This window comes from Natronorubrum bangense (assembly GCF_004799645.1).
Classification (GTDB): Archaea; Halobacteriota; Halobacteria; order Halobacteriales; family Natrialbaceae; genus Natronorubrum; species Natronorubrum bangense.
Genome location: NZ_CP031305.1, coordinates 2,050,612 through 2,069,240, shown reverse-complemented (window position 1 = coordinate 2,069,240; position 18,629 = coordinate 2,050,612). Strand labels below are relative to the sequence as shown.

The window sequence follows — 18,629 nt, the reverse complement described above, 5'->3', positions numbered from 1 at the left end:
CCGCTGCGATCCCGTTGCCGTTGTACCCGCATGCTCACTGATTGCATCAGTTTCCCATCACCGGACTGAACAAGTGCATAAGCCCCGCGGTCGTTTCAGTCGCCAATCGAACACAATCGCGTATTATCACCCTCGAGAGTCGCAAATAGGGCCGAGAGGCGAGCGGAGCGCCCCACCTCCAGAAGTGGGGTGGATGTCAGGAAATCGAGCGGCTGTTCACAGCGACCGCCGTCGCAACAGCCAACCGGAAGGCGCCCCGACTCGAATACTCGGGAGAGTGATAAGAAGTGAGCTATTTCGTGCTGGTGGCAGGGAAGAAGACAGCGACCGTCTCACGAAAGAACGAATTCACAGTCCTCGTCTCGGAAACCGAAGTGTTGAACTAGGTTTACGAGAGTGAAAGCGTATGGCAACACAACAGAACGCGGTCGACCTCGTCGACGGGGACGTCGTTCGGCAGTTCGCCCGCGCAGCGGTGCTCGCGGCGTTGATCGGCGTGCTAGGTGCGATCCAGATCCCGTATCCACTCTCGCCGGCGCCGATCACCCTGCAGGTACTGTTCGTCTTCCTCGCTGGCCTCGTGCTCGGGCCGGTCTGGGGGACCGCGTCGATAACACTGTATCTCGCCGCCGGGGCGGTCGGCGCGCCGGTCTTCTCCGGCTGGGAAGCTGGACTCGGACCGCTGCTCGGACAGACCGGCGGGTTCCTCTGGTCGTACCCCCTCGCCGCCGGGTTGATCGGCCTCCTCGTCCATCGGGGCACCGACCTCCGCGATCCCGCGTCGGTTCCGCTGCCGATCGTTGTCGGGGCGCTCGTCGCGGGGACGCTCCTCATCTATACCATGGGGGCGGGGTACGCGGCCTGGCTGCTGGCCCTCGAGCCCTGGGAGGCGATCGCCGTCTTCGCGCTTCCGTTTATTCCAGCCGAACTACTGAAGATGGCCGCGGCGATCGCGATCGTTACAAGCGGTCGCATCGAACCGGTCCAGTCGTGAGCCGACGACGTTTCGCGATCGTCTCCCCATGATCGAGTTTCGCTCTGTCTCCTACGCGTTCGACGACGTTCCCGTCCTCGAGGACGTCTCGCTGACGATCGACGACGGTGAGTTCGTCCTCTTTGCGGGCGCCAACGGCAGCGGGAAGACGACCCTGCTGCGCCACTGCAACGGGCTGTTGACCCCCGACTCGGGCGAGGTACTGGTCGACGGAACGCCCGTCTCGGAGAACCTCGTCGCCGCTCGCTCGAGCGTTGGGATGGTGTTCCAGCACCCCCGCGACCAGTTCGTCGCGGCGACGGTCGGCGCCGACATCGCGTTCGGCCCGGAGAACCTCGGACTCGAGCGCACCGAGATCGACCGCCGGGTCGAGAACGCGCTCGAAGCGGTCAACCTATCGGGCCGCGAGGACGAGCGCATCGACGCGCTCTCCGGCGGCGAACAGTCCAGAGTCGCTATCGCGGGCGCGCTCGCGATGGACCCGACCCACCTCGTGCTCGACGAACCCTTCACGGGGCTCGATGACCCCGCCAAACGGTCCGTTCTCGAGCGCCTCGAGTCGCTGTCAGCCGACGGCACCGGCGTCTTGCTCGCGACCCACGATCTCCGGGACGTCCTCACGCTGGCCGACCGCGTTGTCGCCATGCGCGACGGCCGTATCGCCGTCGACGAACCACCTGCTCGCGCACGCAGGGCGCTCTCGGGGCTCGAAGTGCGGGTGCCCGACGCCTGACCATGCTCACGTACGTCCCCGACGACACGCTCGCCCACCGCCTCGATCCCCGTTCGAAACTGGCGGTTCAGATCGGGTTCGCGGCGACCGCGCTGGCCCACACCGGCTCCCGGGCACTGCTCGCGCTCACCGTCGTCGCCGCGCTGATTCTGGTGGCCGCGCGCGTGCCGGTGCTCGAGGCGCTGTACGCCTACCGGTTCGCGCTCGTCTTTCTCGCGCTCGCGCCAGCGATCGCCGCGTTCACGCTCGGTTCGCCGTGGATCGACCTCGAGGACGGAGCCACCTCCGCACGCGCGAGCTACCGGGTCCTCCTCATCCTGCTGGTCAGCGCGGCGTACATCCGCTCGACCCCGGTTCGTGCCTCGCGGGCCGCGATCCAGCGGACGATCCCCGGCAAACCCGGCCAACTGCTCGGGATCGGCGTCGCGCTCGTCTTCCGGTTTCTCCCCGTGTTGCAGGCCGATCTCCGGATGATCCGCGACGCGATGGCGGCTCGGCTCGGGGACGAACGTAGCGCCGTCGACCGTGCCAGTACGATCGGGATCCTTGGCCTCTCGCGGGCGTTTGACCGCGCGGACCGGCTCGCACTCGCCATGCAAGCACGCTGTTTCGCCTGGAACCCCACGCTGCCGGCGCTGTCGCTCTCGCGGCTCGATTACCTCGCCTTCGTCGCGGCCGGCGCGCTCGCGCTCTCGACAGTTCTCTGAGCGCACCGGATCCGTCGGTCAGCGGAGTTTGCCGCCGAGCACCTTTGTGGCGACGAGCACTGGATCCCACGTCGTGTTGAACGGCGGGGCGTACGCGAGGTCGTAGTTCTCGAGTTCGAAAACGGTTGTTTCCTCCATGAGTGCGCCGACGATGGCGTGGCTGCGGTGGACGGCCCCCTCGCCGTACTCGCTGACGAGACTCCCGCCGAGGATACGCCCGGAGTCACGATCAGCGGTCAGCGTGATCGTGACGTCGCCACCCTCGGGATAGTAGCCCGCGCGTGATTTCGCTGTTACCGTCTCGGTGACGGGATCGAACCCGGCTGCTCGTGCCTCGTCGTGGTCGAGAATCCCGGTTCGGGCTGCCTCGGCGTCAAACGCCTTGATCGCCGCCGTGCCGGCAACGTCACCGCCTTCTGTCGGCTGACCGCTGACAGTTTGGCCGACCGCTCGGCCGTGGCGGTTGGCCGTCAGCGCCAGCGGCACGTGCACCGACTCACCCGTCACGGCGTGTGTGGCTTCGGCACAGTCGCCCGCCGCGTAGACGTCCGACGCGCTCGTCTCACGATAGGCGTCGGTCGCGATTGCGCCCGTCTCACCGATGTCGATGCCGGCGGCTTCGGCGAGAGCCGTCCGCGGTCGAACCCCTGTGCCGAGCAACACCATCTCGACGGCGATCCGATCGTCGTCCGTGACGACCGCTTCGACCGCCTCCCCACCGGCGAGTTCCTCGACCGACGCGTTGAGATGGACGGCGACGTCTTCGTCGCGGAGGTGGTCGGCAACGTGCTTGCTCGTCTCCTCGCTAAAGCCTTTCAACAGGCGGTCGCCGCGCTGGAACAGGTTCACCTCGAAGCCGTTCGCCGCCAGCGCTTCAGCCATCTCGATGCCGATGTAGCCACCGCCGACGACACCGACCGGGCCGGCACAATCCTCGAGGAACCGGCAGGCCGGGCCGCGATCAGGCTGCTGGAACGACTCCCCGCCACGCGCTCGAGCGACGTACTCGCGGAGTTCCTTCCCGTCGCTCATCGAGCCGAGGGTGTAGACCCCCTCCCGGTCGGTGCCGTCGATCTCCGGCACGACCGCTTCGGCTCCGGTGGCGATCAGCAGGTGATCATACGATTGGACGACCGTCCCCGACGCCGATTCGGCGGTGACCGTCCGCTCGTCGGGATCGATCGCGACCACTTCGTGACCCGTTCGGAGGTCGATGTCGCGTTCGTCCCGAAACTCCTCGGGCGTGACCGAGACCAGCGCCTCGAGCGACTGAATCTCGCCTTTGACGTAATAGGGCAGCCCGCAGGCCCCATACGAGACCCACTCGCCTTTCTCGAAGACGACGACCTCGAGGTCGGGGTCGTCTCGTTTCGCCTTGCTCGCCGCAGACATACCAGCTGCATCGCCACCAACGACGACGAAAGTATCCGTCATACCAACTCCTGTGTTCGGCAGGGTTGTATACTGTTGGCTGACAGACAGTGTTCGTTCGAGGCGTCGGCCTCGAGCGCTCGGCGTTCGACACAGCGGTGTCTGAGCTGCTCGCCGGCATGGTTCGGTACGAAGGCCATACGCCAAAACGAGTGTGTGAGAGTGTCTGGAGAGCTGTTACACGGACCGTTGAGCGGACGAGAGTAGCGACTTGGGGCAAATACACGTCCGAATTGATACCCTCGAGCGATGAACAGTCGTGGAGAGTTACGTCGCTCCTCACGTACTGTTCGTCGCAAAAAGCAAGCCGGTGGAGGGATTGTGAACCACCTGAACTTCGGTCGCTTCGCTCCCTCGTTCCGTAGTTCAAATCCTCCAGAGCGTATTTGCCGCTCACGGATTTGTTCGCGGCAAAATAAGCCGGTGGAGGGATTTGAACCCTCGACCTAATCCTTACGAAGGATTCGCTCTGCCAGTCTGAGCTACACCGGCGCGATTGCATTCATTGATAGGACCGATACCAGTCATAAGGATTGCGAATCGGCTCGGTTGTGCGATTAACTATCGTGGCCGTCGTCTCGCTCGAGTCGAACGTCCAGACAGACGTTGAGCTCGTGTGGCGCATACGAACGGACTGTGTGCCGGGTTTCGACGCTGACCTCGTACTCGGGTTCAGCAGCGTCGCGGATTGCGCGCTCACCGGGGCCAAAGGGGTCATCCTCGTGCTGGATGTCGTAGTAGTGGAGCACGCAGTCGTCACCCGCGAGGGCAACGGCGGTCTCGAGAAACTCATCGGCGCTGTGGGGGAGGTTCATCACGAGGCGGTCGGCCCAGCCCTCGTACTCGGCGGTGACCTCGCGAACGTCCGCACAGATCGCCGTCACCTGATCTTCGACGCCGTTTCGTCGGGCGTTCTCGCGGAGGTACTCGATCGCGTCCGCGTTGACGTCGACGCCGACACACTCCGCACCGCGTTTTGCGAACGGGATCACGAACGGGCCGACGCCAGCGAACATGTCGACGGCGCGCTCGCCCTCGCTTACTTGCTCGGCGACCCGGTGGCGCTCGGTCGCGAGTCGCGGCGAGAAGTAGACGTCGGCGAGATCCAGCGCGAACTCACAGCCGTACTCGCGGTGGACGACCTCGGTATCCTCGCCCGCGAGCAGGTCCCAGTCGCGAACGCGCGTCTCGCCTTTGACTTTCGATTGCTTGTTCAACACCGTGTCAACGGGCAGATCCGACTCGAGGACGGCGTCGGCGATTTTGCGGGCGCGCACGTCGTCGTCCTCGTCGAGCAGGACGGTCTTGCCGAGTCGCTCGTAAGAGGGGTCGAAGCCGAGCACATCGGCGGGCGTCGTCTGCGTGTCGCGCTCGGGGACGGCCATCGAGACCACCTCGAGCGTGTCCGGAACTGCGCCGGGGTCGGTGACCGGCACGTAGAGGCGCCCATCCTCGACAGTCAGTTCGTACTCGTCGTCGATCAGGTCCGCGTCCGCCAGTTCGCGACGCGTCTGCTCTCCCTCCTCGAGCGACACGCGGACACACGGCACTTCCATACCCTGAAAAACCGGTCGCCTGCCGTAACGGTGACGCTTCGCGGTGGCCGTGGGAACGGCCTCGAGGCACCGTGCCGGTATAGTAGCCACTGCAAGTCACTGCACATCTGATCGCACGACGGCTATGCGATCAGTATGTACATAGTTGCAGTTGTTACGATAAACGGTTTTTAGACTGGCACTGCTAGCGATCCTATGCAGGAACTCACGACCGTAAAGACGGTCCACGAAGAGGGGTCGTGGCTGTTCACGGTGCGAAATCAGTACGGCGAACAAGAGGAGTTCATTCTCGTTCCCTGTGACGACAGCGCCGAGCAGCGCTCGACGAGCAGTCGACCTGTGGCTGACGACGGCGTCGCAGCGTGGGTCAACCGCTGTACGCACGAAGCACAGCGATTCGATACGGGCCGCGGCGTGGCGATTCGCGACGGCCAACTCATCTGCCCTCGACATGGATCGATGTTCAACGCGTGTTCTGGCGACTGTGACAACGGCGACGCTGCCGGGACGACGCTCCCCTCGATCGACATTACTGTCAGCGGCGACGGTACCGTATATCTCACCGATGACGAACTGACGTTCGTTCATGAGGGCGGTGTCGACGAGGACGATGGTCCCGACTCGACGTCTCATATTTCGTTCTGATCGCCGTCTGTACGGGCTTCTGTGTCCGATAATAGAGATGACCCGAGTGTGTGATCTGCTGTGCTCGGTTGGGTTATCACGAGCGGGTGACTGACCACTGGCGCTCGCATTTCGTTGCAGGAGCTCATCCGGAGCCGTTCGTTGCCGGCGAATCCGGAGGACGATCTGACAGCGCACTTCGGTCGTTCCGAAGCGCAGTCGATGGTATTCGGGGCTTGTACTTAAATTTGCTTATTCTAATATAAAGATTAGACTAGGCTAAGGATATCTGCATGTGATCGAGCCGACCGAGTGCGGCTGGCCATCGGGTCAGGGGCGAATCCACTGACTCCCCGCCAAGTGACTCGAGGCCGGGCGTTGGCGACAGGATCGCGAAGTTTCGTTCGCAGCGATCGAGGAGATGGTGTTCCCAGATCGTGTCGTCGATCACAGACCAAATGCAAAGCCACAGCACCGACCAGCGCCATCAGCACGACCAACAGCGTATCGTGGATACGCCAGTAGTGAGCGACGCGTGCTTGATCACGGCCCCTGAAATCCGATCAGCCGCAGCCCGATCAGGCAGACGAGCACGGTCGAACCCTCGTGGCCGATCACCGCAAGTGGGAGCGGAATCCCCGCTATGAGAATGGCCCCGATCATGATCGCGATCGCACCAAACGCGATGGCGAGATTCACGAAGAGCGTTTTGCGAGTCTCACGGCTGAGCGCGAGTGCGTACGGAAGGCGACTGAGTTCGTCGGACATGAGCACGACCTCGGCGGTCTCGAGCGCGACGTCGGTGCCAGCCCCACCCATTCCGACGCTGATGTCGGCCGTCGCGAGCGCCGGGGCGTCGTTGACGCCGTCGCCGACCATCGCCACCGCTTCGTGGCGCTCTTGAAGCCGTTCGATCCGGTCGACTTTCTGTTCGGGCAGCAACTCCGCGTACACCTCGTCGATCCCGAGTTCGTCCGCGATCGACTGGGCCACACGCTCGTTGTCGCCGGTCAGCATGACGATCCGTTCGACACCGAGTTCGCGCAGGCGTTCGATCGTCTCGGCTGCGTTCTCCCGGATCGTGTCGGTGAACGCGAGCCAGCCCAGGACCTCAAGGCCGTCCCCATCCTCGCGGGCGACAAGCACGCTCGTCTTCCCGTCGTTTTCGAGTGATCGGACGGCCTCGAGACCGTCCTCACGTCCAACGATCGTTGCCCCCTCGGTCACCGTCTCGAAGTAGCGGGGGTTCCCGATGTGGATCGTCCGCCCGTCGACCGTCGCGTGGACCCCTTTGCCGACGACGGCCTCGAAGCCGCTCGCGGTGGGTGTCTCGAGTTCGCGTTCCTTGGCCGCCTCGACGGTCGCCTCGGCCAGGTGGTGTTCCGATCGGGACTGGACCGCCGCGGCAAGTGCGAGCAGGCGATCATTGTCGCTCTCGAGGCTCGCCCCCTCCCGAACGGTCACGTCGGTCAGCCGGGTGTTGCCCTCGGTGAGCGTCCCGGTCTTGTCGAAGGCGATGGCGTCGACGGTCGCTGTCCGCTCGACGTGTTCGCCGCCCTTGAAAAGAACGCCCTGGCGCGCACCGGCAGTGATGGCCGAGAGCACCGCCGCTGGCGTCGAGAGGATCACGGCACACGGCGAGGCGGCAACCATGAGCGTCATCGCACGGTAGAACGTGGGATCGAACTCGTGGCCGAGCCCCAGCGGAATCGCGATCGCCACCGCCGTCATCGCGAAGACGCCGAGCACGTATGGCTGTTCTAACCGGTCGATAAGCCGCTGGGTCGGTGCCTTCTCGCTTCGGGCCTCCTCGACCATGTGGATGAGCTTCGAGATGGCTGATTCTTCGGCCTCGCGGGTCACCCGGACCTCGAGGCTTCCGGTCTCGTTGATCGTGCCGCCAAACACCTCGTCACCGGGTGCTTTCGGGACGGGGACGGACTCGCCAGTCAGCGAGGACTGATCGACCGTGGTCTCGCCGGCCTCGACGACGCCGTCCAGTGGAAGTCGGTCGCCAGGACGGACGACGAACACCTCACCGATCTCGACGTCCTCGATGGGGACCGTCACTTCCTCTCCATCACGGAGGAGCTGTGCGGACTCCGGGCGCATCTGCATGAGCGACCGGATCGCGTCCCTCGAGCGCCCGATGGCGTAGTGTTGTAACACGTTCGACAGCGAGAACAGAAAGAGCAGCATCGCTCCCTCGAAGGGGGCGCCGATGGTGAGCGCCCCGAGTGCTGCGATGATCATCAGCAGGTCGATCTCGACGGCAGGCTCCTGGATCGCCTCGATGCTCTCTTTGAGGCCGTACCAGCCGCCGAAGATGTACGCCCCAGCGTAACACGTCCAGACGAGCCACGACGGCCCGCCGAACCAGCTGGCGAGAAGCCCGCCGATCATCCCGACGAAGGTGAGGACAACGAACACCCCCTCCCGGCGGAGCGTCGACCGGTCCGGAGCCGCCTCCTCGTCTTCGACAGCCTCCCTGCGAGGCCCCGATCGATCCATCGCCGTCCCAACCTCGTCGTCGACCTGCTCGGGACTCGAGGGCTGTTGCATGTCCATACGTGTGTTCTCGCCCGGAATAAGTATTGTCAATCAGATCAAATGTTTTAGGATAGCCTAAATAATTCTTTGGTGTGCCGGAACAGTGGCGACAGAATCCGAATCACCAGAGTGGATCGCCGATCACAGACCAGATATAGACGGCGATCGCGACGATGATGATCATCGCGCCGGTCGCGACGTTCCAGTAGTACGAGAGGAAGATCCCACCGAAGACCGCGACCTGTCCGAGTAGTACAGAGAGGATGAGCCCACGGTTGAAGCTCGTGGTGAGCTGCATCGACGCTGCGACGGGGATGACGAGCATCCCAGCGACGAGGATCGCCCCGAGGATCTGCATCGCCGCGACGACGACCAGCGCCGTCAGCACGATCAACAACGTATCGTAGAACCAGACATTGATCCGTGCGAGCCGTGCAGCCTCGCGGTCGAAGGTGATCAGCAGGAGCTGTTTGTGCGTGAGCGCGACGGTCCCGAGGACGAGCATCGTGAGTGCGACCATGAGCTGGACGTTCTCGAAGGGAACGAACAGGATGTCCCCGAACAGGTAGCTCTCGACGGTCGCGCTGAAGACGACGCCGTAGGAGATCACGGCGATACCGACCGCGAACCCACCGGTGAGCATGATCGCAATCGGGATGTCGGCGTAGCCGTCGGTCTTGACGGCGATGTACTGCATCCCGAGTGCGGAGATTGCTGCAGCCACGAGGGCAAACAGGAGCGGGTAGTTCAGACTCGGCACGGCCGCGCCGATGAACAGTCCGATCGCGACACCGCCGAAGGCCGTGTGTGCAAGCGCCTCGCCGATCAGTGCCATCTGCCGGTTGACGAGGTAGGTTCCGACGATCGGTGCGGTGATCCCGATGAGGACGCCGGCAGTGAACCCCCGCTGGAGGAAGCCACTACAGACCAGCCACGTGTCGGTCGCCGAACACGCCGTCCCCCAGAACCGATCGAAGAGGTGTGGGAACACCCAGATGATGAAGCCGGCGAGTGCGAGCAAGACGAGCGGGATACCAAGGGCAAGCGCGGAGAGCTGTCGTCTCGAGGTGTTCGTTCCAACGGCCATCTCAATCCCCGCTGGCACTCGCCGTCGTTCCGACCGCTCGAGTCGAGCTGAATGCCCGGTCCAGCGCGTCGCTCTCGAGGAACTGTTCGGTTGGACTGTGTTCGTACAGTTCCCCGTCGAGACAAGCGATCATGTCGGCGTGTTCGGTAACGACGCCGATGTCGTGTTCGATGAGGACGATCGTGATGCCGTCGTCGTTGAGGTCCTCGAGCAGGTCGTAGAACTGCTCGACCGACCCCGCGTCGACGCCGACGGTGGGCTCGTCGAGTGCCAGCAGGTCCGCCTCGGAGGCGAGCGCCCGGGCGATGTAGGCCCGCTGTCGCTGGCCACCCGACAAGCGGTTGATCCGTCGGTCGGCGAGGTCAGTGATCTCGACTTCCTCGAGTGCGTCGTCGATGATCTCACGGTCCTCGTCGCTCAGTCGCCGGAGTCCGGCGTGTGGATATCGTCCCATCGTCACGACTTCCCGGACAGTGACGGGCATCATCGTCTCGGCCTCGGTCGATTGCTGTGAGACGTATCCAAGCCGAGTCCCCTCCGAGAACGCCGTCGACGGCGTCCCGAACAGTTCGACGCGGCCGGTGTCGGGCGTCTGCAGGCCGAGCATGATCTTCAGCAGCGTCGTCTTGCCCGAGCCGTTCGGCCCGATCAATCCCAGGAACTCCCCTTCGTCGACCGACAGTGAGACGTCTCTCAACACCGGCTGCTCGTCGTAGGCGAAGTGGACGTTTTCGACAGTTATTGCGCGAGTCATAGTACGTTGATTAGTTACAATAGTTTATTTGCTCCACCTACCCAAACCTTTTGATTGGGCTAATTCTACTCCGCCCAGAGCGCCGTCTCGAGTGTCGGCAGGTTCAGCTCTCGGAAGTGGTCGATGTACCCCCAGTCGGGTTCCATCTCGACGGTGGGGTCGATCGCCGGACTGCCGTCCATCTGGGTTTCGACCGGCGAGAGCGGCAGGATCTCCGCGTCGACCTCGTTGGCGAGCGACTCCGCGAGCGGGGCGGGTTCGCCGACGTCGTAGAGGACGTGCTCGATACCGATATCGTCGATCAGTTCTTCGACCCTCTCGACGTCGGCCGCCGAAGCGGCGTCGTCGGGCGAGGTCCCCACCGGCGAGTGAATATTGATATCGTACCGACTGTACCACCACTGGAAGGAGTCGTGAGTGGCGACGACGATGTCCTCGAGTTCCGCCCGGTCGACGATGTCGTGGATGTCCTCGTTGAGTGCCTCGAGTTCGTCGTTGAACGCCGCGGCGTTCGCCTCGTAGTCGTCGGCGTTGTCGGGGTCGATCTTGGCGAGGCCGTCGGCGATATTCTCGACGCCTTCCTGGCACTCGACTGGGTCCATCCACCAGTGTTCGTCGTTATCCTCCGCGGGACTGTCGAAGAACTCGATCCCTTCCGAGGCCTCGATCACGACGACGTCGTCGCGTTCTGAGAGCTGATCTGCGGCGTTGTCCTGCCAGGTCGCGAAGTCACGGAGATAGACGAAGCCGTCGGCCTCGTCGAGTTCCTCGACCGTCCCGGGTTCGGGCGTCCAGTCGTGGCCGTGCTCACCGATCGGGACGAGGTCGATCGCCTCCATGTGGTCGCCTGCAGTCTGTCGAACGAAGTCCCAGACGGCGGGCATCGACGCGAAGACGGTAAACTCCGCATCACTGTCGCCTCCGTCGTCCTGCGGGTCATCCCCGAAACAGCCGGCCAACCCGGCGGTGAGTGCACCGGCACTGAGGGCGGTGAATCTTCGGCGCGAGACGACTCGTGAACCGTTTTCCTTGGATTGGTTCGTCATTACATCTCGGTTTAGTGTACCGCTATTTATATTTTGTGAGGCTAAACTATAGATTAGATATGGCTAAATCAGTTGCTGGCTACTGATCCGGGACTCGAGCGCCGATACGTCGTGCAACGTGTGTCGGTAACGAGACGGGAGCAGCCACGGAATCGGGAACGACCGTGATGAGATCGACGGGTAACACATCGTCGATCGTCAGCGTCGTTCCGGGGTCGATACCGTTTTCGAACAGGTGTTCTCGGATGGCAACATCACGGCCGGGGACTTGAGCAACGACAACGGTCTCACCGACTTCGTATTCGGTCAGTGGGGTGTATGTCGATTCCTCGCTGACAGTCAGCGCAGTGTCCGGAATCGGATCACCGTGGGAGTCTATCGTGGGATCGTCGAGAAACGTCGCTAGGCGCTGGGCGAACTCGTCGCTGATGTGGTGTTCGAGTCGGTCGACTTCCTCGTGAACGTCGGTCAACCGATACTCGAGCTGTTCCGTCAGAAACGTTTCTAGCAGTCGATGTTTTCGCACGAGCGTCGTGACGATCTCCTCGCCGTCATCGGTCAGTTCGACGCCCTTGTACGGTGTGTACTCGAGGAGTCCTCGTTCATCGAGTGTGTCGATCATACTCGAGACAGAGGCGGACGTAACCCCAACCTCGTCGGCGATTTCGACAGTTCGGATCGGGCGGGCATGCTCAGTCTCGAGGGTAGAGATCGCTTTCAGATACTCCTCTGCGATCGGACTGAGGTCCATCAGATAACAACTATGCCACCAATTGTTAATAAAGTTGTGGTGTGGAATAACATAGTTAGTAGAGTCTAATTAGGACACGAACACGACGACACTGTCCGGGGACAGGCCGTACTCGACGACCCCGACGTCGACAGGAGGCGACACGATCTGAAACGGATACTGTCGAGAGCCGAAGGCGTTATCCAAGCCTGGTTGGACTAATACAAAATGTTTTTACTAATTGCATTTTTCGGGGTAGATAATGACGGATGACTCACAGGCAGGCGTGCCTCGAGACACAACGAACGCAGTCGAGAGGGATGGACACCGGCGGCCGCGACGCCGATCCGTCCTGGCCGGACTCGGGACAACGGCTCTCGCGGGACTTGCGGGATGTGCGAGTCTGCTGCCTGCCAGCGAGACGGCAGGTGATCGAACCGTGACGGACACGGCCGGCCGGACCGTCGATGTCCCGGACGACCCCGAGCGCATTCTCGGTATCGGGGCCGGAACGCTCAGACAGCTCGCGTTCATGGACGCGACTGATCGCGTGGTCGGTATCGGAAGCGTCCGTGAGTCCTCGCTGAACGAACTCCCCTATCTCGTGGCCAATCCCGAACTGGGCGAGCTTCCAACCTTCGGCGACCGCGGTGCAGACCGCGACGGCGACGCCGAACAGATCCTCGAGGTCGAACCCGACGTGATCTTTCTCAACGGGGATTCCTCGCGTGCCGACGAACTGGCAGAACAAACGAACACGCCGGTCGTGCTCGTCGACACGGAGAACATCCTGACTGGGGACGGTCGCAAGGTCCTTTATCAGACCTGGAAGACGATCGGCGAGACACTCAGGAACGAAGACCGCGCCGATGCGCTCGAGACGTTCCTCGAGGACACCATCACCGACTTCGACGAGCGTACCGGAGACATCCCCGCCGACGAGCGCGCGGAAGGCTACGCCGCGGCGTTTCGCTTCCGGGGCGCACACGGGCTGTCGACGACCCGTGGCGACACGACGATGTTTCACTATCCTAACGTCGAGAACGCCATCGAAGACGTCGAGAGCCACCAGAACTCCGTCGATCTCAGCCACGAGCAGCTCCTCGAGGCCGATCCCGAGCGGATCTTCATCGACGTTGCAAGCGTCGACCGGGTTCGCGAGGAAGTCGACGAGAATCCGGAGTTCGAGGCACTCACGGCCGTCAAAGAAGGCGAGGTGTACCCCGTCTTGCAGGTCTACCGCGATATGCGTAATTTCGGACCGATGATCGCCAACGCCTACTTCGTCGGGAAGACCGCCTACCCCGATCGCTTTGCGGACGTCGACCTCGAGAGTCAGGTCGACGACGTCTTCGAGGCACTGTTCGGCGAGCGAATATACAGCGGTCACCTGAATGCACAGTTCCCCGATGTCTACCGACCGCTCTTCTGAGCCGGCTGCACACTCGAGTTTTCAGGCCCACTGCGAGGCGACGCGCCGGAAGATCGCCTTTCTCGCCGGGACGACAGCGCTGCTCGCGGTCCTATGGATCGCCGGTGTCGCGGTCGGCTCCGTCACCTATCCAGTCGTAGACGTGGTGACTGCACTCGCCCAGCGCGGCCCCGAGACACAGCAGTTGGCGGTCTGGCACGTTCGGATCCCGCGTGTGCTCGCAGCGACGATCGCCGGTGGTGGCCTCGCGGTCGCGGGTGCGGCGATGCAGTCGGTGCTTCGGAACCCACTCGGTGCGCCCTACACCCTCGGCATCTCGCATGCAGCAGCCTTCGGCGCGGCGATCACGATCGCCGTCGGCACGGCCGGCCTCGAGGGCGGGATCGTCATGCTCTCGATGCAGACGATCGGTGCGTTTGTCGGCGCGATGACAGCGACTGTGGCGATCCTCCTGTTGGTCACCTACCGGGAGGCGACCCCCGAAACGCTGATTCTCACGGGTGTCGCGATCGGCTCGCTGTTCAGCGCCGGGCTGGCGACGATCCAGTACTTCGCGACCGACGCGCAGGTCGCCGAGATCGTTTACTGGACCTTTGGCGACGTGAGCCGGGCGAGCTGGGACGAGATCGGGCTCATGCTCGTGGTGTTCCTCTTCGGGCTGGGCTACTTCGTCCGCAACGGCTGGAACTACGACGTCCTCGACGCCGGAACCGAAACCGCACAGAGCCTCGGCGTCGACGTCTCGTCGCTGCGCATCCGTGGAATGGCCATCGCCTCGCTTCTGACGGCGGTGATGATCTCCTTCGTCGGCATCATCGGCTTCGTCGGCCTCGTCGCCCCCCATCTCGTCCGGATGACGATCGGCGGAACCGAACGATTCTTGCTCCCCGCATCCGCCGTCGTTGGGGCGGCACTGCTCGTCGCCGCCGATGTGTTCGCCCGGACGATCATCTCGCCCGTCGTCTTGCCAGTCGGGATCGTCACCTCGTTTCTCGGTGCGCCGCTGTTCTTGTATCTGACCGTCAAAGGGAGGGAGTACTGGTGATGACACTCGAGATCACCGATCTCTCGTTCAGCTACGGCGACGTGTCGGTTCTCGAGGGCGTCGATCTGACGGTCGAGGCGGGCGAGATCGTCGGCCTGCTCGGCCCCAACGGCTCGGGGAAGAGTACCTTGCTCAAATCCATTCACCGGATCCACGAGCCCGACGGTGGGCGGATCGAGATTGACGGGCGAGACATCGAGGCGTTCGGTCCACAGGAACTCGCTCGAGTCGCCAGCTACGTGCCCCAACACGACGACGGCGCGTTCCCGGCGACGGTTTTCGAGACGGTCCTGCAGGGACGACGCCCGCACGGGGGATGGTCGCCGAGTGCAGCCGACCGCGAGGCGGTTGCCGAGGTCTTAGCACGACTCGACCTCGAGCAGTTCGCCACCCGCCGGCTGGGCGACCTCAGCGGCGGTCAACAGCAGAAGGTGCGTTTCGGGCGCGCGCTGGTCGGCGATCCGTCGGTGATGGTACTGGACGAGCCGACAAGCGCACTCGACCTCAAACATCAACTCGACGTGATGGAACTCGTCACCACGCACGTTCGACAGCGAGACGTGGCGGTCGTCGCGGCCTTACACGACCTCAATCTCGCCTCACGATACTGTGATCGTATCGCGTTGCTTCACGACGGCGAGATCCACGTCGTCGGCCCACCGACGGTACTGACCCCGGAGACGATCCGAACCGTCTACGGAGTCGACGTCTCGGTGTTTCACCACGAGGGACGGCGATTTATCGTTCCGGAGGGCGCTTCGGATCGGACGGAGGCCGGGGCGGAGCCCCAACTCGAAACGTTATAGCACGCGCTGGCGCTAGGCCCGTCATGCTCACCTTCATCGGTCTCGGACTCTACGACGAACGATCGATCACCGTCGAGGGCCAGGAGGCGCTTCGCAACGCCGATCGCGCCTACGCCGAGTTCTACACCAGCAAACTGATCGGCACGACCGTCGACGATCTCGAGTCCCACCACGGCGTCGACATCGAGGTTCGCGACCGCGCAGGCGTCGAACAACACCCCGACGACATCCTCGCCGCCGCCGAAGACGAGGACGTCGCCTTCCTCACCGCGGGCGATACGATGATCTCGACGACCCATGTCGACCTTCGCTTGCGCGCTCACGACCGGGGTATCGAGACGCGGGTGATCCACGGCGTGACGGCCCAGACGGCCACGAGCGCGCTGACCGGCCTCCAGAACTATCGCTTCGGAAAGGCGACGACGCTGCCGTTCCCCTATGCGCACGGCGCTGACGGACTTCCGGCGAGCGTAACGAGAACGATCGACGACAACCGCGAAGACGGCCTGCACACCGGCGTCTATCTCGACATCAAAGTCGACAACGAAGCCGCGACGAACCGTCTCGAGGGCGACGAGACGGTCGAGGAGTACATGACCGCCGACGTGGGTGCGGCACTGCTCGCCGAGGAGTACCCCGACCTCGTCGGCGTCGTCGTCGCCCGCGCAGGCAGCCCGGACCCACTCGTCGAAGCCGACACGATGGCCGCCCTTGCCGAGCGCGAGTTCGGCGACCCGCTGCATCTGCTCGTCGTTCCTGGGGACTGTCACCTGCTCGAGGCAGATGCGCTGGTCGAACTCGCCGGTGTCGATCGCGACGACCTCGACATCGTGTAAGCGGATTGTCGTAGCCACTGGCCGTCACTGCACACCCCACCGCACAATGGCTGTACGATCAGTGTGGAACCAAACGGAGTCGGCCATCGTCTGAAACCACTTGAGACGGCCTGAAACGGTTCTTAACAAGTCGGTAAACGGCCTCAGACGGAGCCGAATCCGGCTTCGACCGGCGTTGGTACGGTCTGCGATTCCGATAGCCCGGGACACCTGTCGGGCGGTCGCGGGCACACCGGAACTGAGGGAGGAGTGCCCGTGGAATCATTTAACAGCTCTATTAACAAGTACACCGGCTGGTACGACTCTGGTAACAACAGATGAACAACGAACGCAACTCGAGCGATGGACGCTCTCGACGGTGGCTGTTGACCACGGCCGGAGTGACGTCAGCTGCGCTGGCAGGCTGTACGGATATGCTCCCGGAGGCGGACTCCGTGACGGATGGAGTCACCTCGCAGGACGATGACGATGGGAGCGGCGCTGGAGGTGCAAGCGGCCAGAGTCGCTGGCCTGCGATCGACGAGGGCGAGTCGCTTTCCGACTTCGAAACCCTCGAGGAGTGGAACGCCTGGGAAACCGAACTCTCAGCTGCGCCAGACGAAGCGCGGGTCGGCACGCAGGCAGCCGTCATCGAGAGCGAGGACCGCGAAGCCAGTATCAACCTCCGCTTCCCCGACGGGCTCGACCTCCGCGAGTGGGATACGTCACTCGCGGTCAAGCCAGAAGCCACAGACCGGATCGTCGTCGAATTCCTCGCGCCGGACCGAGACGCACGGCTCAACACCGTCCGAACGATCCCTGACGAGTTCGACGGCTGGTTCCGCCTCGACTGTGGCTACGAGCACAAACCGGAAGGCGAGCCGGACCTGTCGAACGTGACCCGTATCAACATCGTCGCAGTGGGGCCGGAAGACGAGACCACCAGACTGCTCGTCGACGATCTCCGCCGGACCAAGGGAGCCGACAACGGCAAAGCGATCCTGGCGTTTTACGGCGGCCACGACTCCCATTACGACATCGCCGCGGAGATGCTCGAAGAACGCGGCTGGACGGCGGCAGCCGCCATCAGCCCCGACCGAATCGGCGACCAGGGCCGGATGGGACAGACCCAACTCAACGAGCTGCAGGATCGTGGCTGGGACATCTGCTCGTATCCTCGAGTCTCGATGGCCCTGCCGGAGATGCCCGAAAGCCGGCAACGAGATGTCCTCGAGACGAATCGGGACGCACTCGAGGACCACGGCTTCGAAGACGGCGCACGCCACCTGTTCATCCCCGAGGATCGGATGGACGCGACGACCAACGAACTCATCAGAGATGTCCACGACTCGGCGTTCCTCTTTGGCTCCTGTACGTCCGGCGTACCACCGACCGGGATGGACACGATTCCGCTGATTTGGGGACCTGCGCTTCACAACGGCGTGCGTCGCCACATCAATCTCGCTGATCAGTATCAGCTGCTCACCGTCCTGCGAATTCCACGGATCGTCGACGAGGAGGACGTGGGCCCGGACGAGAACCGGATGTCGCTCGACGATTTCGAACACCTGCTCAATCATCTCGAGCACCGCGGGCTCGATGTCATCACACCGTCGGATCTCGTCGACGGCACGTTCGAAAGCGACGACGACGGTGACGAGACGTTCAGCGACGGTCGGCCAGAGGGGACGATTCTCGAGGCAGGCCAATCCTACGCGTTCGAGGGATCGGAATCGTCCGAGTCGCTGACGATCAACCTCGACGACGGCGTTCTCAGCGCGAGTTTCTCCCACAACAGCGACGGCGAGTTCAGCGTTGACCTGATCGCGACGGGCAACGGTCGCGACGACTCGCTGGTGACCACCTCCGGGATCACCGCTGGCGAGTCGATCGCCGCAGTCGAAAGCGGAACGTATCGACTCGAGGTCGCCGCGGACGGGCCATGGTCGATCGATCTCTTCCAGCCAGCGATTCACGCAACCGACCTCGACGAGCCACCGGTAGACGTCACTGGCACTGGATCGGGCTACGTCGGCCCGATCTGGTCCGACGGCGATCTCAGACTCGAACTCACCCACGACGGCGACGGTGCGTTTGTCGTCGACGGCTACGGTGCCGACGGGAGCAGCGAATCGATCGTCAACCAGACCGGCGCGGTCGACAACTCGCGGTCGTACCGCGCGGGCGGGACCGTCTGGCTCAATATCGAAGCCGACGGCGACTGGTCGCTCGAGGTCACCGAGGCCTGAGACCGGCTTCGATCCCGATTTTCGGGACAACCGCGGGATAGTTGCGGCTGCACTGCAGTCGACAGTCAGG

16 protein-coding genes and 1 tRNA gene are annotated in these 18,629 nt (G+C 63.4%); 9 read left to right on the top strand and 8 right to left on the bottom strand.

Going from position 1 to position 18,629, the window contains the following annotated elements:
• The first annotated feature begins 406 nt into the window (after positions 1–406).
• From DV706_RS10355 to DV706_RS10345, 3 genes are read left to right on the top strand one after another with little or no spacing between them, the layout of a single operon-like run.
• On the top strand, positions 407–994 hold the full coding sequence (locus tag DV706_RS10355) for a biotin transporter BioY (RefSeq protein WP_006064681.1): 588 nt from the start codon (positions 407–409) through the stop codon (positions 992–994).
• Positions 995–1,022: 28 nt separating this feature from the next.
• A complete protein-coding gene (locus DV706_RS10350; protein ID WP_006064682.1) occupies positions 1,023–1,727 on the top strand; it encodes an energy-coupling factor ABC transporter ATP-binding protein in 705 nt (234 codons plus the stop codon).
• A gap of 2 nt (positions 1,728–1,729) precedes the next feature.
• On the top strand, positions 1,730–2,434 hold the full coding sequence (locus DV706_RS10345) for an energy-coupling factor transporter transmembrane component T family protein (protein ID WP_006064683.1): 705 nt from the start codon (positions 1,730–1,732) through the stop codon (positions 2,432–2,434).
• Positions 2,435–2,452: 18 nt separating this feature from the next.
• Here the strand turns inward: DV706_RS10345 and DV706_RS10340 are convergent, their stop codons facing one another.
• From DV706_RS10340 to DV706_RS10330, 3 genes are all read right to left on the bottom strand, one after another.
• Positions 2,453–3,868 (bottom strand): FAD-dependent oxidoreductase, encoded by a 1,416-nt coding sequence (locus DV706_RS10340; protein WP_006064684.1) that lies wholly within the window; start codon positions 3,866–3,868, stop codon positions 2,453–2,455.
• A 415-nt stretch (positions 3,869–4,283) separates the two neighbouring features.
• Positions 4,284–4,357, bottom strand: a tRNA-Thr gene (locus DV706_RS10335).
• Positions 4,358–4,422: 65 nt separating this feature from the next.
• The gene (locus DV706_RS10330) at positions 4,423–5,421 is read right to left on the bottom strand and encodes a class I SAM-dependent methyltransferase (protein WP_006064685.1); all 999 of its coding nucleotides are present in this window, start codon (positions 5,419–5,421) and stop codon (positions 4,423–4,425) included.
• A gap of 195 nt (positions 5,422–5,616) precedes the next feature.
• On the opposite strand from DV706_RS10330, the gene DV706_RS10325 reads away from it, so the two are divergent.
• Positions 5,617–6,066, top strand: coding sequence for a Rieske (2Fe-2S) protein (locus tag DV706_RS10325; RefSeq protein ID WP_006064686.1), 450 nt, complete (start codon positions 5,617–5,619; stop codon positions 6,064–6,066).
• Positions 6,067–6,588: 522 nt separating this feature from the next.
• Here DV706_RS10325 and DV706_RS10320 read toward each other — a convergent pair.
• From DV706_RS10320 to DV706_RS10300, 5 genes are all read right to left on the bottom strand, one after another.
• On the bottom strand, positions 6,589–8,556 hold the full coding sequence (locus DV706_RS10320) for a heavy metal translocating P-type ATPase (protein WP_049889630.1): 1,968 nt from the start codon (positions 8,554–8,556) through the stop codon (positions 6,589–6,591).
• A gap of 160 nt (positions 8,557–8,716) precedes the next feature.
• On the bottom strand, positions 8,717–9,682 hold the full coding sequence (locus DV706_RS10315; protein ID WP_049889622.1) for a metal ABC transporter permease: 966 nt from the start codon (positions 9,680–9,682) through the stop codon (positions 8,717–8,719).
• A gap of 1 nt (position 9,683) precedes the next feature.
• Positions 9,684–10,436: a metal ABC transporter ATP-binding protein gene (locus DV706_RS10310; protein WP_006064689.1), complete on the bottom strand. Its 753-nt coding sequence runs from the start codon at positions 10,434–10,436 to the stop codon at positions 9,684–9,686.
• A gap of 65 nt (positions 10,437–10,501) precedes the next feature.
• A complete protein-coding gene (locus tag DV706_RS10305) occupies positions 10,502–11,482 on the bottom strand; it encodes a metal ABC transporter substrate-binding protein (RefSeq protein WP_006064690.1) in 981 nt (326 codons plus the stop codon).
• 79 nt (positions 11,483–11,561) lie between these two features.
• Positions 11,562–12,233 (bottom strand): metal-dependent transcriptional regulator, encoded by a 672-nt coding sequence (locus tag DV706_RS10300; protein WP_006064691.1) that lies wholly within the window; start codon positions 12,231–12,233, stop codon positions 11,562–11,564.
• 241 nt (positions 12,234–12,474) lie between these two features.
• On the opposite strand from DV706_RS10300, the gene DV706_RS10295 reads away from it, so the two are divergent.
• The 5 genes from DV706_RS10295 (at position 12,475) to DV706_RS10275 (ending at position 18,559) form a co-directional block, all read left to right on the top strand.
• Positions 12,475–13,644 carry an ABC transporter substrate-binding protein gene (locus tag DV706_RS10295; RefSeq protein WP_006064692.1) on the top strand — a complete coding sequence of 390 codons (1,170 nt, stop codon included), beginning with the start codon at positions 12,475–12,477 and terminating at the stop codon, positions 13,642–13,644.
• Complete coding sequence (locus DV706_RS10290) at positions 13,622–14,689, top strand: FecCD family ABC transporter permease (RefSeq protein WP_006064693.1); 1,068 nt, start codon at positions 13,622–13,624, stop codon at positions 14,687–14,689. Before DV706_RS10295 ends, DV706_RS10290 begins: the two co-directional genes overlap by 23 nt.
• Positions 14,689–15,495: an ABC transporter ATP-binding protein gene (locus DV706_RS10285; protein ID WP_006064694.1), complete on the top strand. Its 807-nt coding sequence runs from the start codon at positions 14,689–14,691 to the stop codon at positions 15,493–15,495. The genes DV706_RS10290 and DV706_RS10285 overlap by 1 nt, the downstream gene beginning before the upstream one ends.
• 23 nt (positions 15,496–15,518) lie before the next feature.
• A complete protein-coding gene (gene dph5, locus DV706_RS10280; protein ID WP_006064695.1) occupies positions 15,519–16,331 on the top strand; it encodes a diphthine synthase in 813 nt (270 codons plus the stop codon).
• Between the two features lie 317 nt (positions 16,332–16,648).
• Positions 16,649–18,559 (top strand): polysaccharide deacetylase family protein, encoded by a 1,911-nt coding sequence (locus tag DV706_RS10275; RefSeq protein WP_006064696.1) that lies wholly within the window; start codon positions 16,649–16,651, stop codon positions 18,557–18,559.
• Positions 18,560–18,629: the final 70 nt, after the last annotated feature.